This is a genomic window from Chloroflexota bacterium (genome assembly GCA_016875535.1).
Lineage (GTDB): Bacteria > Chloroflexota > Dehalococcoidia > SHYB01 > SHYB01 > VGPF01.
Genome location: VGPF01000019.1, coordinates 1 through 13,999 on the forward strand (window position 1 = coordinate 1; position 13,999 = coordinate 13,999).

At 63.2% G+C, this 13,999-nt stretch carries 12 protein-coding genes and 1 other RNA gene; 6 read left to right on the forward strand and 7 right to left on the reverse strand.

The genetic code is table 11. The features are described from left to right. The 4 genes from FJ039_06795 to FJ039_06810 form a co-directional block, all read left to right on the forward strand. Positions 1-332 (forward strand): dual specificity protein phosphatase family protein (locus tag FJ039_06795; protein ID MBM4405871.1); only part of this gene is annotated, 332 nt, incomplete at its 5' end. Beyond that, the gene (locus FJ039_06800; protein MBM4405872.1) at positions 329-1,132 is read left to right on the forward strand and encodes a biotin--[acetyl-CoA-carboxylase] ligase; all 804 of its coding nucleotides are present in this window, start codon (positions 329-331) and stop codon (positions 1,130-1,132) included. The genes FJ039_06795 and FJ039_06800, both read left to right, overlap by 4 nt. Positions 1,133-1,424: 292 nt before the next feature. Then, positions 1,425-2,426 (forward strand): methylmalonyl Co-A mutase-associated GTPase MeaB, encoded by a 1,002-nt coding sequence (gene meaB / locus FJ039_06805; GenBank protein ID MBM4405873.1) that lies wholly within the window; start codon positions 1,425-1,427, stop codon positions 2,424-2,426. Between the two features lie 106 nt (positions 2,427-2,532). Next, positions 2,533-3,501 (forward strand): ROK family protein, encoded by a 969-nt coding sequence (locus FJ039_06810; protein ID MBM4405874.1) that lies wholly within the window; start codon positions 2,533-2,535, stop codon positions 3,499-3,501. Between the two features lie 54 nt (positions 3,502-3,555). Here the strand turns inward: FJ039_06810 and FJ039_06815 are convergent, their stop codons facing one another. The 7 genes from FJ039_06815 to rnpB form a co-directional block, all read right to left on the reverse strand. After that, positions 3,556-5,814: an MMPL family transporter gene (locus tag FJ039_06815; protein ID MBM4405875.1), complete on the reverse strand. Its 2,259-nt coding sequence runs from the start codon at positions 5,812-5,814 to the stop codon at positions 3,556-3,558. A gap of 155 nt (positions 5,815-5,969) precedes the next feature. After that, positions 5,970-6,869, reverse strand: a complete 900-nt coding sequence (gene pgl, locus FJ039_06820; GenBank protein ID MBM4405876.1) for a 6-phosphogluconolactonase — start codon at positions 6,867-6,869, stop codon at positions 5,970-5,972. Continuing rightward, a complete protein-coding gene (zwf, locus tag FJ039_06825) occupies positions 6,706-8,178 on the reverse strand; it encodes a glucose-6-phosphate dehydrogenase (GenBank protein MBM4405877.1) in 1,473 nt (490 codons plus the stop codon). The genes pgl and zwf overlap by 164 nt, the downstream gene beginning before the upstream one ends. A gap of 1 nt (position 8,179) precedes the next feature. Continuing rightward, positions 8,180-9,085: a decarboxylating 6-phosphogluconate dehydrogenase gene (gene gnd / locus FJ039_06830; GenBank protein ID MBM4405878.1), complete on the reverse strand. Its 906-nt coding sequence runs from the start codon at positions 9,083-9,085 to the stop codon at positions 8,180-8,182. Between the two features lie 17 nt (positions 9,086-9,102). Beyond that, positions 9,103-10,710 carry a glucose-6-phosphate isomerase gene (locus FJ039_06835; GenBank protein MBM4405879.1) on the reverse strand — a complete coding sequence of 536 codons (1,608 nt, stop codon included), beginning with the start codon at positions 10,708-10,710 and terminating at the stop codon, positions 9,103-9,105. 595 nt (positions 10,711-11,305) lie between these two features. Next, positions 11,306-11,530: a hypothetical protein gene (locus tag FJ039_06840; protein MBM4405880.1), complete on the reverse strand. Its 225-nt coding sequence runs from the start codon at positions 11,528-11,530 to the stop codon at positions 11,306-11,308. Positions 11,531-11,640: 110 nt separating this feature from the next. Further along, positions 11,641-12,034: RNase P RNA component class A (rnpB, locus tag FJ039_06845), an RNA gene on the reverse strand. Positions 12,035-12,129: 95 nt separating this feature from the next. Here rnpB and FJ039_06850 point away from each other — a divergent pair. Then, positions 12,130-13,290, forward strand: a complete 1,161-nt coding sequence (locus tag FJ039_06850; protein MBM4405881.1) for a lipid-transfer protein — start codon at positions 12,130-12,132, stop codon at positions 13,288-13,290. A 13-nt stretch (positions 13,291-13,303) separates the two neighbouring features. Further along, positions 13,304-13,999: a hypothetical protein gene (locus tag FJ039_06855; GenBank protein ID MBM4405882.1), complete on the forward strand. Its 696-nt coding sequence runs from the start codon at positions 13,304-13,306 to the stop codon at positions 13,997-13,999.

Below are 13,999 nucleotides of genomic sequence, written 5' to 3' on the forward strand. Positions count from 1 at the left end.
TGAATCTGGACCGGTACACGCCGTACATCTCGCCGGTGCCAGTGGTGCACTTCCCGCTGATAGACGGCCCCGGGAACCCGCCGGAGGACGTGGCGCACATTGTGCAGCGGCTGGGCGCGATGGTGGAGGAGGGGAAGGTGCTGGTGCACTGCGCCGCCGGGGTGAGCCGCTCGCCGTATGTGGTGGCGCTCTACTTCGCCTGGAAGCACAACGTCAGTTTTGAAGAGGCGCTTGCCCGGGTGGCGAGGCGGCGCTCGCGCAACCTGAATGTGGATGCCGGGCTGCTCTCGCTCACCGAGTCTGTTCTCGGACTCCTCAGCGAGCGGCGATGAGCGAGCCGCGGGAGGAGCTTTCCGCTGAGGAGATACGGCAGGGGTTGAAGAGTAGTTTCATCGGCGCGCAGGTGCATGCCTACGCGAAGACGAGCTCTACGATGGACCGCGCCGTTGAGGCGGCACGCGCAGGCGCGCCTGAAGGGGCGCTCTTTGTGGCCGACGAGCAGACGGCAGGCAGGGGGCGGTTCGGGAGGGCGTGGGTCTCGCCGCCGGGGAGCCAGATCATGATTTCCCTGGTGCTGCGCCCCAAGAGCGAATGGCTCCACCAGCTTAATATGGCAGTGCCGATGGCCGTGGCTCGCGCCGTGGAGCGCACCACGGGGCTGAAGCCGATGATCAAATGGCCGAACGATGTGCAGTTGGGGGGGAAGAAGATGGCGGGGCTGTTGGTGGATGTGACGGGGCGCGATGGGCAGACGGAGTTCGCCATCATCGGGATCGGGCTGAATGTGAATTTCGACCCCGCGAAGCATCCGGAGATAGCCGCCATGGCGACGAGTATTTCCGAGGAGCTTGGCCGGCCTGCGGCGCGCCTGCCGATCTTGCGCGCTCTTCTGGAGGAGTTCGAATCGCTCTACGAGCGAGTGAAGCGCGGCGAGAGGCTGACGCAGGAGTATCGCGCGAAGCTGGCGACGCTGGGGCAACGGGTGCGTGTCACGTGGGCCACGGGGACGGCGCAGGAGGCGAAGCTGGAAGAGGGGACGGCGGTGGATGTGGACGATGCCGGGGCGCTCACGATCCGCAGGGAGGACGGGACGAAGACGCAGGTGGTGGCGGGCGAGGTTAGCCTGCGGTAAGGGCGGGGACGACCTGTTCCCATTCACCGATTCAGGGCGGAGGCGGTTTCGCCTGCAATCATGCCGTAGACGCCGAAGGCGGCCAGCGCGCCGCCGGCGACGGCGATATCACATCCCATGACTTCGGGGCCGGGAGCAGCGCTGGACATCACAGGAGGCCTCTCTGAGTGCTTGTGAAGCGAGACTATTGTAGAGATTCTTCAGCGGGCAGGCATCCCGCAGGCACATGGCGCAGGTTGACACCACGGAAGGGCCGCCCGGATACTGGAGGCGCACCCCCGGAGAGCAGACGATGGCGACGCTCCAAGAGTTGATGAGGCAGATGCTGGCCGGCGAGCCGCTTGCGCTTGCGCGGCTCATCACGCGCATCGAGAAGGAGGGGGCGGAGGCGGTGGAGGTCCTGCGGGAGGCCTCTCAGCATGCCGGGCGGGGCTACCGAATCGGCTTTACGGGGCCGCCGGGAAGCGGCAAGAGCACCATCGTGGACCAGCTGACGGCCACGATACGGGGAGAGGGCCAGGGAAGGCCGACGGTGGGCATCATCGCGGTGGATCCGAGCAGTCCCTTTACCGGGGGCGCGCTGTTGGGCGACCGCATACGAATGGAGCAGCACTATAAGGACCCGGGCGTCTACATCCGGAGCATGGGGAGCCGAGGGAGCCACGGCGGCCTGCCGCACGTGACCCAGCGAGTGGCGACGCTCCTTGAGGCATCGGGCAAGGACTATATCCTCATTGAGACAGTGGGCGTGGGCCAGACGGAGCTGGATGTGATGGAGGTGGCCGATACCGTGGTTGTGGTGCTGGTGCCAGAGGCGGGCGACACAATCCAGACGATGAAGGCGGGCTTGATGGAGATCGCGGACGTCTTTGTAGTGAACAAGGCGGACCGCGATGGGGCAGACAGGCTGGCGCGGGAGGTGGAGCAGAGCCTGCATCTGAGCGCGCGAGTCTCCGAATGGACGCCTCCGGTGCTGTTGACCAAAGCGGCCAGGGGCGAGGGAATACAGGAGCTGCGGGAAGCCATCGGCAAGCATAGGGAGTATGCGGAGCGATCAGGGGAGTTGGCGCGCCGCCGCCAGCGCCGGAGGACGACGCAGTTCCTGACGACGGTGGAGGAGAAGGTGAGCGCGGCGCTGCGGGAGCTCATCGAGGGGAACGGGGACCTGAAGGGCGTGCTGGAGCGGGTGCAATCGGGAGAGGTTGACCCGTACTCCGCGGCGATAGATGTGGTGAGCAACCGGGATATTTTGCATAAATGGGCCTCCGCCCTTGAGAAGAGGCAGTTGAGGTAGGCCGGATAGCGTGGAAGAAGCGTCCTCCTCTCTTCTGCCATAGCCCACAGACGGGCGTAAGGAGAGAAGGGAGGCTGGCGAAGCATTGTGAAAAGCGAAGTGCCGTATGGCCTCATCGAGCAAAAGCAGACCCATCCTAGCCTTTGATCTTGGCGGCAGCCAGCTGAGAGTCGGCCTGGTGACGGCGAAGGGGAAGGTTATCGGCCGCACCATCGAGCCGACGCGGGCGGAGGAGGGGCCGAAGCGCGTCATCGCGCGGATCGAGGGGATGGGGAAGGCGCTGGTGGTGGAGCATGGGACGGGGAAGCCCATCGCAGTCGCCGCTGCCGTCGCTTCGCCGCTGGATGATCGCGGCACGCTGCACCACCCGCCGAACCTGGCCGGGTGGAAGACGGTGCCGTTCAAGGCGATGCTTGCCCGGCACTTCAAGCTGCCCGTGGCCATGGGAAACGATGCCACGGTGGCTGCCCTGGGCGAGCACGTCTTTGGCGATGGGCGCGGCGTGGATGACTTGGTCTATCTGACAGTCAGCACGGGGATCGGCGGTGGAGTTATCACCGGCGGGCGATTGCTCACCGGCGCATGGGGGATGGCGGGAGAGCTTGGGCATATCTTCCTGGCGCCGGAAGGGCCGCTGGGGAAGTGCGGCCATCGCGGGTGCCTGGAAAGCCTGGCGTGCGGCGAGATGATCGCAGAGCGGGCGAAGGAGGCGGTGGAGGCCGGGCGGAAGACGAGCCTGGCGAAGCTGACGCCCAAGGCCATCAAGACGAAGGACGTCTTTGAGGCCGCCCGCGAGGGAGACATAGTGACGAAGGAGATCGTGCAGGCGGCGGCGACGTATCTCGGCAGGGGCATCGCCAGCCTGGTGCATGTCTTCAATCCACGGAAGGTCATCCTAGGCGGCGGCGTGACGAAGAGTTGGGACCTTATCCAGACGACAGTCGAAAAGACGGCGCGCGGTCTCCTTTTGCCGGGCTTTAACAAGCGGCTGGAAATCGTACGGACGCGATTCGGTGAGGACATCGGCCTGCTGGGCGCGACGGCTCTGGCGATACGGGAGCTACAGCTCAAATAAAAGGGGCGGCCCAAGCAGCCGCCCCTTCTTGCTTACCTCGATTTGCGTCCGACGCTATTTCCTTGCCGTTTGCGGCATCGCCGCGCCGGCCGCCTGCGGAGCGTGCTCGCCCTCCACGTTGACCTTGGGAAGCCACTCAAGCCACGCGGGGAAGTACCAGTTCCATTTGCCCAGGAGCTTCATGCTTGCGGGGACAAGGATGGAGCGGACGATAGTGGCGTCAATCAGGACGGCGACGGCGAGGCCGAAGCCCATCTGCTCCAGGGCGACCATGCGGCCGCTGGCGAAGCCGCCGAAGACGGCGACCATGATGAGGGCCGCGCCGGTGATGAGGCGGCCTGTGGAGCGGATGCCGAAGGCGACAGAGCCGGTGTTATCGCCGGTCTGCTTGAAGCGCTCGCGGATGCGGCTCAGCAAGAAGACGTGGTAGTCCATGGAGAGGCCGAAGAGGACGGAGAAGAGGAAGACGGGGATCCAGGCCTGGATGACGGGGGCCTCCGAGAAGCCGAAGAAGCGGTGGCCGACGCCCTTTTGGAAGACGAGGACGAGAATGCCATAGGCCGCGCCGACGGACAGGAGGTTGAGGAGGATGGCCTTGACGGGGATGACGATGGAGCGGAAGACGAGCATCAGCAGGACGAAGCTAAGGGCGAGGACGAAGGTTAAGACGGGCACGGCGGAATCGTTGGCGACCTTGAACCAGTCCACGTTGAAGGCGGCGTTGCCGGTGACGTAGACCTTGGCGGGAGCGCCGGCAAAGGCCTCCGGGATGTAGTCATTCCTCAGGCGCTTGATGGCGTTCGTCATGGCGGTGTCCGAGGGATCGCCGGTCATGGGGACGGAGAGGAGCGTGAAGTCTTTGTTGGGGCTGACCTCAACCGACTTGGGCACGCCGAAAGCCGGGTCGCCCTTGAGCGTGGCGGTCAGCTTCGCGATGGCGTCCTTGGTCCTTTGTGCATCGGCAGGGCCGTCAATGACGATATCTGCCGGGTTCGGGAGGCTATCTCCAAACTCTGCCTGCAGAATCCTGAAGCCATCGCCGGATTCGATGCCGGGCGGGAAGGTGCTGACGCCGGAATCGCCCGTTCGGAGATCGAAGATGGGGATAGCGGCGGCGACAAGCAATCCAGCAGCGAGGATGAGGCTGATAACGGGAGCTTTCATGACGCCGTGGGAGAGCTTGTCCCAAAAGCCGCCGACGCTCTCTTCATGCGTCATGGCCTGGGCCTTGTGGACGAAGGGAACGCGTAGGCGCTCAATCTTATCGCCCAGGAGGCTGAGGATAGCAGGAAGGAGGGTCATGGAGGCGACGATGGAGACGACGACGACGCTGATGGCGCCGAGACCAACGGAGATGAAGGCATTGGAGGGGACGAGGAGCATGCCGAGGAGGGCGAGGATGACGGTGAGGCCGCTGAAGAAGACGGCGCGGCCTGCCGTTGAGGCGGACTTGGCGATGGCCGCATGCTTGTCCAGGCCTTTGGCGCGCTCTTCCCGGTACCGGTCCACGATGAAGAGGCAGTAGTCTATGCCGACGGCCAGACCGATCATGAAGATCATGTTCTGGATGAAGATCGAGAGGTCAAACCCGGCGCCGAAGATGCCGGCGACGCCGAGGGCGACGAGGATCGAAATCACGGCGATGGCAAGCGGAATCAAAGCCGCGACGACGGCGCCGAAGACGAGGATGAGGATGAGGATGGCAACCGGGGCGCCGATGCCTTCGCCCTTTTGCAGGTCCTTCTCAGAGATGACCGCGAAATCTTCTGAGAGGGAGGCCTCTCCGGTAGTGATGACCTTGAAGTCAGCCGTGCTTGCCTTGGAGGTGACCTTTTCGCGGAGGACCTTCAGCGGTTCTGAGGAGTCGTTGATGTCACCCGCGACTTGAAAGGGGATGATGGTGGTTTTCTTGTCCTTGGAGACGAAGCCGGCGTTGTTCGTGGAGTAATAGGAGACGACCGTTTCGGCGATGACCAAGTCTCCCGGCTTATGGTCATGGGTCTCCTTAACCTTCTTTTCCAAGTCTTGGACGAAGGCCTTATAGGCAGGGTCGTCGACGGTCTTGGTGGCCGAGGAGACGATAACGATGTCGTTAGCGCGACGCGGGCCACGGAGGCGCTCTTCCAGAAGGTCATTGCCCTTGGTGGAGTCGGGATTATTGAGAACGGTGAAGGAGGTAGTCAGGTTGGGGATGAGCAAAGCATTCGCCACAAGCAACCCGACAACAACTGCAATAATCCAAAAGAGAAGCGTCCGCTTCGGCTTTCTGGCGCTCGCATTGGCGAGCTGTTCGATGGGTAGACCGAGTTTCATGGAGCCCCTTCGTAGCGCAGTGCGCGTCACTTAAGCTTGACCTTTAGATGGCCGAGGGACAGTCTAGGATTCACGCAATCGGCACGTCAATGGATTGACGACGGCGCAAAAGGGGGATATAGGAAGCGCACTTCACATATGCATCTCAGGCTTGCCTAGCGGGCGCTACCCAGACCCGGCAGTTTGGAGGCTGCCTCTTGGGCTAGGAACCAATGGAGCGTTCCCGCTTTCGGGCGGACCATGGCGGCGGGGAGTCGTGCATCGGCCTGGCGAGGCTGCATCAGGCGAGCAAGCACGTCGGCCTTGGAGGCGTCGTTCGCGATGACAGCGACGTGGCGCGCGGCGTTGATGAGAGGGAGCGTGAAGGTGATGCGGTGCATCTTCCTATCGGGCGAGAGGGTGGCGATGGCGAGCCGCGTCTTGGTGTGCAGCGCTTCGCTGCCGGGGAAGAGGGAGGCGACGTGGCCGTCTTCGCCGATGCCGAGGAGGATGAGATCGAAGATGGGTTTATCGCCACCCAGAGTTGCCGCGATCTCCTCTTCATAGGCGTTGGCGGCGGCGCTGGGCATCCATTCGCCCTTGATGCGATGCACGTGCTTCTCAGGGATCGGAACGTGGCGAAGGATGGTTTCCCGAGCAAGCTTGTAGTTGCTCTGGGGGCTATCCGGCGGGACGCAGCGCTCATCGCTCCAAAAGACGTGCCAGGCCTGCCATCCAATGCGCTCCGCGAAGGGCGGCGAGGCTAGGGCGGCGTAGAGCCTGGCCGGGCTGTTGCCGCCGGAGAGCGCGATGGTGAACCTGGCGGAGGCCTCCACGCGCTCATGGGAGAGATCGGCGATGAACTTGGCGATGGCGCGGGCGTTTTCGCCAGGCGTGCTGGAGAGGTGCAGATCAAACATAGGCCTCCTCGCGATTGCCACAGAGGACGAGCCATTCGCGACTATCCTGGATGATAAGGGCGCTTGCGGCCTCCGGTCCCCAGGAGCCTGGTTCGTAGAGGCGGAGGGGAGGGGCGGCGGGGCCATCGCCGTCATCCAGCAGCGGGGCAACAACACGCCACGACTCTTCGATCTGGTCACTGCGGATAAAGAGCGTTGGATCGCCGGCAAGGGCATCTTGCAAAAGGCGCTCGTAGGCTTCAGGGAAGCCCTGGGTGCGGAACTCGGTCTTGTAGTGGAAGCGCATGTCCACGGAGCGGGTCTCCATGCCGGCATCGGGCACCTTAGCCTCAAAGCGGAGGGAGGCGCCTTCATCGGGCTGGATGCAGAGGGAGAGGATGTTCGGCGGCAGAGGCTCCCGGCTGAACATCTGGTGCGGCGGCTGGCGGAACAGGACGACGACCTCGGAAACTTTGGTGTTCAGGGCCTTGCCGGTGCGCAGATAGAAGGGGACGCCCTGCCAGCGCCAGTTGTCCACGAAGAGCCGCATGGCGACGAAGGTGGGCGTAGCAGAACCTCTGGCGACGCCCTTTTCTTGCGTATAGCCGCGGTACTGGCCTTTGACGGCGTGCAGGCGCGCCTCGCCCGGCTGCCAGGGGCGGATGGCTTTCAAGACGTCCACCTTTTTGCTGCGCAGGGACTCCGGGTCGAGGGCGCTTGGCGGCTCCATGGCGATCATGGTCATGATCTGCAAAATGTGGTTCTGCAGCATATCGCGGACGACGCCTGTGCGATCATAGAAGCCTGAGCGATCGCCGACGGGGACCTTTTCGGCGACGGTGATCTGGACGCAATCCACGAAATTGCGGTTCCAAAGCGGCTCAAAGATGGCGTTGGCGAAACGGAAGACGAGGAGATTCTGCACCGTCTCCTTGCCCAGGTAGTGGTCTATGCGAAAGACCTGCCGCTCGGAGAAGTGGCGATGGACGAGCCGGTTCAACTCCTGGGCACTCGCCAGATCGCGGCCGAAGGGCTTTTCGACAACGATGCGCCGCCAGCCGGTGCCTTCGCCCGCAAGCTTGACGTGGCCAAGGTTCTTGATGGCGGCCTCGTAGAGCTGCGGGGCGATGGAGAGATAGAAGAGGCGATTGGCCGGCTGGACGGCGCCCTCAAGCTTTGCGATGTGGCGGGCGAGGGAGGCCATATCGTCGCGGGATTCCACAGAGGCAGGGAGATAGGAGAGGAGCCCGGCGAAGGCATCCCACTCGCCAAGGCGGACGGAGAGCTCGTCCACTGCCTGGACGGCCTCACGCATAGCATCGCGGAACTGCTGGTCGCTCTGCTGGGTGCGGGAGACGCCGAGGATGCGGACGCCCTTGGGCAGGCGCTTCTTGAGGTGCAAGCGATAGAGGGCGGGCAGTAGCTTGCGGCGCGTGAGATCGCCCGTTGCGCCGAAGATGACGATGAGGGTGCTTTCCCGCGCCATGCTAGGCCTCTTTCACCGCGTGGCCGCCGAACTGGTTGCGTATGGCGGCCAGGAGGCGATCGGCGTAGGAGTTGGCCTGGCGGGAGCGAAAGCGCTCGTAGAGAGCGGCGGTGATGACAGGCGCGGGAGTTGCGGCATCCACGGCCTCCTGGACGGTCCAGCGGCCTTCGCCGGAGTCTTCCACGTAGGGGGCCAGGCCTTGGAGCTTGGGGTTCTCCTTGAGGGCGGCGACGGTGAGATCGAGGAGCCATGAGCGGACGACGCTGCCGCTGCGCCAGAGGTCGGCGACTTGGGCGACGTCTATGCCAAGGTCCTTCTTCGCCTGGAGAAGATCGAGGCCCTCGGCGTAGGCCTGCATGATGCCATATTCGATGCCGTTGTGGATCATCTTCACGAAGTGCCCCGCGCCTGAGGGGCCGACGTGGGCGAAGCCGCGATCGGGGCCGGGCGCGAGGCTCTTGAAGATAGGCGTGAGGCGAGTCACGGCCTTCTTTTCGCCACCGACCATGAGGCAGTAGCCCTCCTTGAGGCCCCAGATGCCGCCGCTTGTGCCGACGTCTAGGAAATGGATGCCTTTGGCTTTGAGGGAATCGGCGCGCCGTATGCTCTCTTTGTAGTTGGAATTGCCGCCATCAACGATGACATCGCCCTTGGAAAGCAGGGCGGCCAAGTCGTTGATCGTTTTCTCCGTCGGGTCCCCAGATGGCACCATGACCCAGACGGCGCGGGGCTTGGCGAGCTTGGCGACGAGATCGGCAAGGTCTTTCGCGCCCGCGGCGCCTTGGCTCGCCGCGGTTCGCACCGCCGAGGGATTGAAATCGAAGGCGACGACCTTGTGGCCGGCCTTAAGGAGGCGCTGAGCCATGTTGCCGCCCATGCGACCAAGGCCGATGAGTCCTATTTCCATAATCGTGCTCCTCCGTGCTAGCCGATGGCGGAGAGGGAATCTTCAAGAGAGCCGGTGATTTTGATGCGCGCAACCCTGCGACCCGCGGCCGCGAGGGCTTGCAGATCGCCGAGAGCCTGCGCCTGGGCGAGGGCGCCGAAGGAGTAGGGCTTGCCGGGGATAGGGATGTCCTCCTTGTCGTCCTTCACGATCTGGAGGAAGAGGCCGTTGTTTGGCCCGCCCTTGTGGAGCTGGCCTGTGGAGTGGAGATAGCGCGGGCCGAGGCCAAAGGTCGTCGCGATCTTCAATCGCGTCATGAGCCGCTCGCGGAGGAGGGAGAGGGCCGTATCCACCTCTGTGGTGAAGGGAAGATAGGCGAGGATAGCAAGATAATCGCCCGGCTTAGCCCTGGCGAAAAGGTCTTTCGGCGAGATGGTGGCGAAGGCCGCTGGCAGCTTGCCGCTCTTTTCGTAGGCCGCGAGGACATCGTTCGTGTTGCGCTTGGCCTGCTCCACGTTAGGCTGATCGAAGGCGTTCACGCCCAGATATACGCCAGCAACGGCGGTAGCGAACTCCCACCAATAGAAGAGCTCGCCGACATCATAGATATCGCGGATGCTCTGGGTCATGACGAAGGGGCCGCGCGCGCCGACCTGGGTGAGCATCTTGTCCACCGGGGACGGCTCGGCATCTTCCAACCGGATATTGATGAAGCATCTATCGTTCCCGTAGACGTCCGGCCCGCCGAGGGGCTCGGTGGCAACAGGCACGATACCCTTCCTTGCCTTGCCGAGGCTTTCCGCGATGAGCTGTTCCGCCCAAGAGGCGAAGGGCTGGAAGGTGAGGGAGGGCGCGAAGGTGACCTTATCGCGGCCCTCGCGCCACATGGCGGCCAGGTAGGCGCCGAGATAGGCGCCGGGATTCTTATCACCCGTTACAGCAGGTCCGCAGCGCTGCTGCATGGCGTGGGCTCTCTCCAAGAGCCGCGCAACGTCCACGCCTGCGAGGGCGGCGGGCACGAGGCCGAAGTGGGAGAAGAGGGAGTAGCGGCCGCCGACGTTGGGATCGGCGAGGAAGGTGCGGCGGAAGTTGTGGTCTTCGGCCAAGCGCTCCAGCGGCGTGCCGGGGTCGGTGATGGCGATGAAGCGCTCGCCGGCCTTGGCTTCGCCGACGGCCTCCGCGACTCTTTCGCGGAAGTGGCGGTAGAGGGAGATCACCTCTATGGTGGAGCCGGACTTGGAGGAGACGATGAAGAGGGTATCGGCCATGTCCACTTGCTCTTCCACTTCCCGGATGACGGAGGGAAGCGTGGAATCGAGGACGTGGAAGAGGGGAAAGGAGGCATCTTCGCCTATGATCTTGACGACGGCCTCGGCGCCGAGGGAGCTGCCTCCCATGCCGAGGAGGACGGTGTATGTGAAGGTCTCCTTGACGGATTCGGCGAAGGCGCGGATCTCTGCCGCCTGGGAACGCATCGCTTCGGGAAGGGTGAGCCAGGCGAGGCGGTTGGTGATCTCCTGGGGCGAATCGCTCCAGAGCGTGTGGTCCTTAGCCCAGATGCGCCTGACGATGCCTTTAGACTCCAGCTCGGCGACGGCGGAGTCTATGGCCTTGGACAGGCGAGCCGGATCGGGTGAGGAGGTCATCTGGAGGCTCCGTGGTCGAAGGAGGCAATGAACAAGGATAGGCAGGGATGGTTGAGGGAGTCAATGAAGGGAAGACGAAAGGTCCTGCGGGCCGGTTATCTTACTGCTCTGCTGCCCGGAATCGCCTGACTGTCGCAAGGGTCTCTTGTTGCATGGGGTCAAGCACCTGAACACCCGCGTTCTTCCCAGCAATGAGGAGTTCCTTGTCGCTGGTCAGCATGACAACGCCATCCTGGGAAGCGCGTGAGAGCCTAATCACCGGAGCAAGGTGCAGCGCGTCACCACTTCAAGGCTTGTGTTGTTCACAGACGGAGAGCCCTGTCTCTACGACCTCCTCGGTCAGCGGCCACACAAGCATTTGGTCACGCACATCAGTACGGAAGGAGGTCAGTATCTGAGCGACTCGCTCTGTGTTGATAAGAAGGCCCCTTTTCATCCGATGAACGGAAGAGGTGATTTCAAGAATGGACAACCTCGACGTGCAGATAACGTCGGTGATGAGGCGTTCAGCAAAGAAGGTGTCAACAGCTCCTGTCCCGACCTCGGTGAGGTAGCGCTAAAGAAGGACGGAAGCATCTAAATAGTAGATCACGGTCTATCGACTTGCTTCACGTTCCTTCAGTAGGAATTCGCTCAGCGAGATGCCCTTCAGTTCATGCTTAAGGTGTCTCCGCAGTTCTTGAATGTCAACCTTCGGCTCGCCATAGTGGGCGAGTGAGGCAATAGCAGCGTCCGTCTCTCGCCTCATAATTTCGAGGTCAGCTTTTGAGAGAGGCATTCGATTGCCGGTTGCTTTTCGTGTGCGTTGCTTCGTCGCCATCGCTTCTTCCTCCACCCCTGATGTGTAGAGTCTAATCCAAAATCGGATAGCCGTAATCCGGCGCAGGCCGGAAAGGCGAGGCCCCTCCGAGATCCGGAGGGGCCTCATGTACGTGAAGCGGGCCTGTAAGCCGAGTTCTGTACCGTCGCCGCCGTTTACATCTCTCCCCGAAGGGAGGGACCTCATCCTGCGGCGTCGGGGGCTGTCATCTATCTAGCTCCACCGTCACCGGTGAAGTCGTGCGGCCAACCCGAGGACTCGCCGGGCTCGTGCGTCCTCCTATTTGGCCTTGCTCCGGATGGGGCTTGCCTGCCGACCTGGTTGCCCAAACCGGCCGTGAGCTCTTACCTCACGTTTTCACCCTTGCCTCTCTTGCGAGATCGGCGGTGTGTCTCTGTGGCGCTTGCCGTACGGTTGCCCGTCCTGGGCGTTACCCAGCATCTGCCCGGGGGAGCTCGGACTTTCCTCCCCGACTTTCATCAGGGCGACAGCCTAGCCTGCTTGACGTAACGCTAGTATACCACATCCGTCTCGCACTTGACCCGCTTCCTGGGGCAATTATGATTGCCCCAGCCATTATTCGCCTGCCGGAGCCGCCAATGGACGACCTGCGCCACTTCCGAGATAAAGCCGCCATCGTGGGCATAGGCGAGACGCAGTTCTCCAAAAGCTCGGGGCGCACTGAGTGGTCGCTTGCGACGGAGGCTGCGGCGAAGGCCTGCGCCGATGCCGGGCTGGACCCCTCCGAGATAGACGGCATCATCCGGTGCAGTTATGACGCCGTCCTTCAGCACCAGCTCGTGCGGTCGCTGGGCATCAAGTCGCTCAGCTACCACGGAGAGGTGGGCTATGGCGGCGGCTCGCCGTGCGCGATCACGACGCAGGCGGCCATGGTGGTGGCCTCAGGGATGGCGAAGTACGTCCTCTGCTACCGCTCGGTGAACCTGGGCTCGGGACAGCGCTACGGCGTCTCCCGGGCGGGTGAGTACGTGGCTGGGGAGACGGCCTTCGCGACGCCCTTTGGGCACCTGGCCCCGGCGCAGTGGATCGCGATGATCGCCCTTCGGCATATGCACGAGTACGGGACCACCAGCCGCCAGCTTGGGGCCATCGCCGTCTCCCAGCGCGCCAACGCCAACCGCAACCCCAACGCCACGATGAAGGGGCCGTTGAGCCTCGAGGACCACCAGGCTTCGCGCTACATCGCCTGGCCGCTGCACCTCTTCGACTGCTGCCTCAACAGCGATGGCGCCGGGGCATACATCGTGACGACGACGGAGCGGGCGCGGGCGCTGAAGCAGACGCCTGCGCGCATCATGGGGATGGGCATGGGCATGGCGTGGAACCAGGAATCGGTGCGGAACTATAACCGGTCCTTGCTGACGCAGATACCGGAGCAGCAGGAGACGGCCAAGCGCGTCTTTGGGATGGCGGGCGTGAAACCCGCTGACATGGATGTGGCGCAGATCTACGATCACTTTACGCCGGGCGTGCTGATGGCTCTGGAGAACTGGGGCTTCTGCAAGATCGGCGAGGGCGGGCCCTTTGTGGAGAGCGGCGCGATCGGCTGGCCCGATGGGAAGCTGCCGCTGAACACCCACGGCGGGAATCTCTCCGAGGCCTATATCCACGGCATCACCCACATCATCGAAGGGGTGAAGCAGCTGCGCGGCACGTCCACCTCTCAGGTGAAGAAGGTTGAGCTTAGCTTTGTCGCCAGCGCGGCATACGTGCCGACCGCGGCGCTGATACTGCACTAAAAGGAAGGCGATCATGGAAGGACGAGCACCGACGGGCCTAACGTTGATCCTGGCGAACTGCGTGCCTCCAGGGAAAGAGGTAGAGCTGGATGAGTGGTATATCAAGACGCACATCCCCGATGTGACCAAGGCCGGGATCTTCGATAAGGCGACCCGGTATGAGAACCCCGCGGGGACGGGCGGCGAGAAGGACCCTCGCTACGCCATCCTGTTCGAAACGTCGCGCCCGAATGTCGCGGAGGCGTGGACGGAGAACCGCAAGCATACGGCCCCACTCAAAGATATGGGCCGCATCCACCCGAACCAGAAGGCGGCGCTGGTGTGCGTCTACCAGAGGAGCCCCGGCACGCCGAAGCCGCTCACAGGGGCAAACGCGGCGGGACGCAAGACAACGGGCATCATCATGGCCCTGCTGAACATCAAAGAGGGCAGAACCATGGCCGAATTCGACCATTGGTTCAACAACTACCACGGGCCGGACGTGCTTTCCGGAGGCGTCTTCCACACGGCGCACCGGTTCGTGAACACCAACATGGCTTCGGGCCAGCCGCAGTTGATGACGATCTACGAAACGGATGCGCCGGACCCGATCCACGCCACGCCGACGCCGAAGGGCTTTGTCTACCGGAATATGGACGACCGCCCAGGGGCGGTTTCGGTCACGCTGCGCTTCAAGATGACCTACTCCAGCGTGACAGGTAGGAAGTAG

Coding starts and splice junctions, on each gene's coding strand:
- FJ039_06800 (MBM4405872.1), top strand. CDS start 329: ATGAGCGAGCCGCGGGAGGAGCTTTCCGCTGAGGAGATACGGCAGGGG.
- meaB (MBM4405873.1), top strand. CDS start 1,425: ATGGCGACGCTCCAAGAGTTGATGAGGCAGATGCTGGCCGGCGAGCCG.
- FJ039_06810 (MBM4405874.1), top strand. CDS start 2,533: ATGGCCTCATCGAGCAAAAGCAGACCCATCCTAGCCTTTGATCTTGGC.
- FJ039_06815 (MBM4405875.1), bottom strand. CDS start 5,814: ATGAAACTCGGTCTACCCATCGAACAGCTCGCCAATGCGAGCGCCAGA.
- zwf (MBM4405877.1), bottom strand. CDS start 8,178: ATGGCGCGGGAAAGCACCCTCATCGTCATCTTCGGCGCAACGGGCGAT.
- gnd (MBM4405878.1), bottom strand. CDS start 9,085: ATGGAAATAGGACTCATCGGCCTTGGTCGCATGGGCGGCAACATGGCT.
- FJ039_06835 (MBM4405879.1), bottom strand. CDS start 10,710: ATGACCTCCTCACCCGATCCGGCTCGCCTGTCCAAGGCCATAGACTCC.
- FJ039_06840 (MBM4405880.1), bottom strand. CDS start 11,530: ATGGCGACGAAGCAACGCACACGAAAAGCAACCGGCAATCGAATGCCT.
- FJ039_06850 (MBM4405881.1), top strand. CDS start 12,130: ATGGACGACCTGCGCCACTTCCGAGATAAAGCCGCCATCGTGGGCATA.
- FJ039_06855 (MBM4405882.1), top strand. CDS start 13,304: ATGGAAGGACGAGCACCGACGGGCCTAACGTTGATCCTGGCGAACTGC.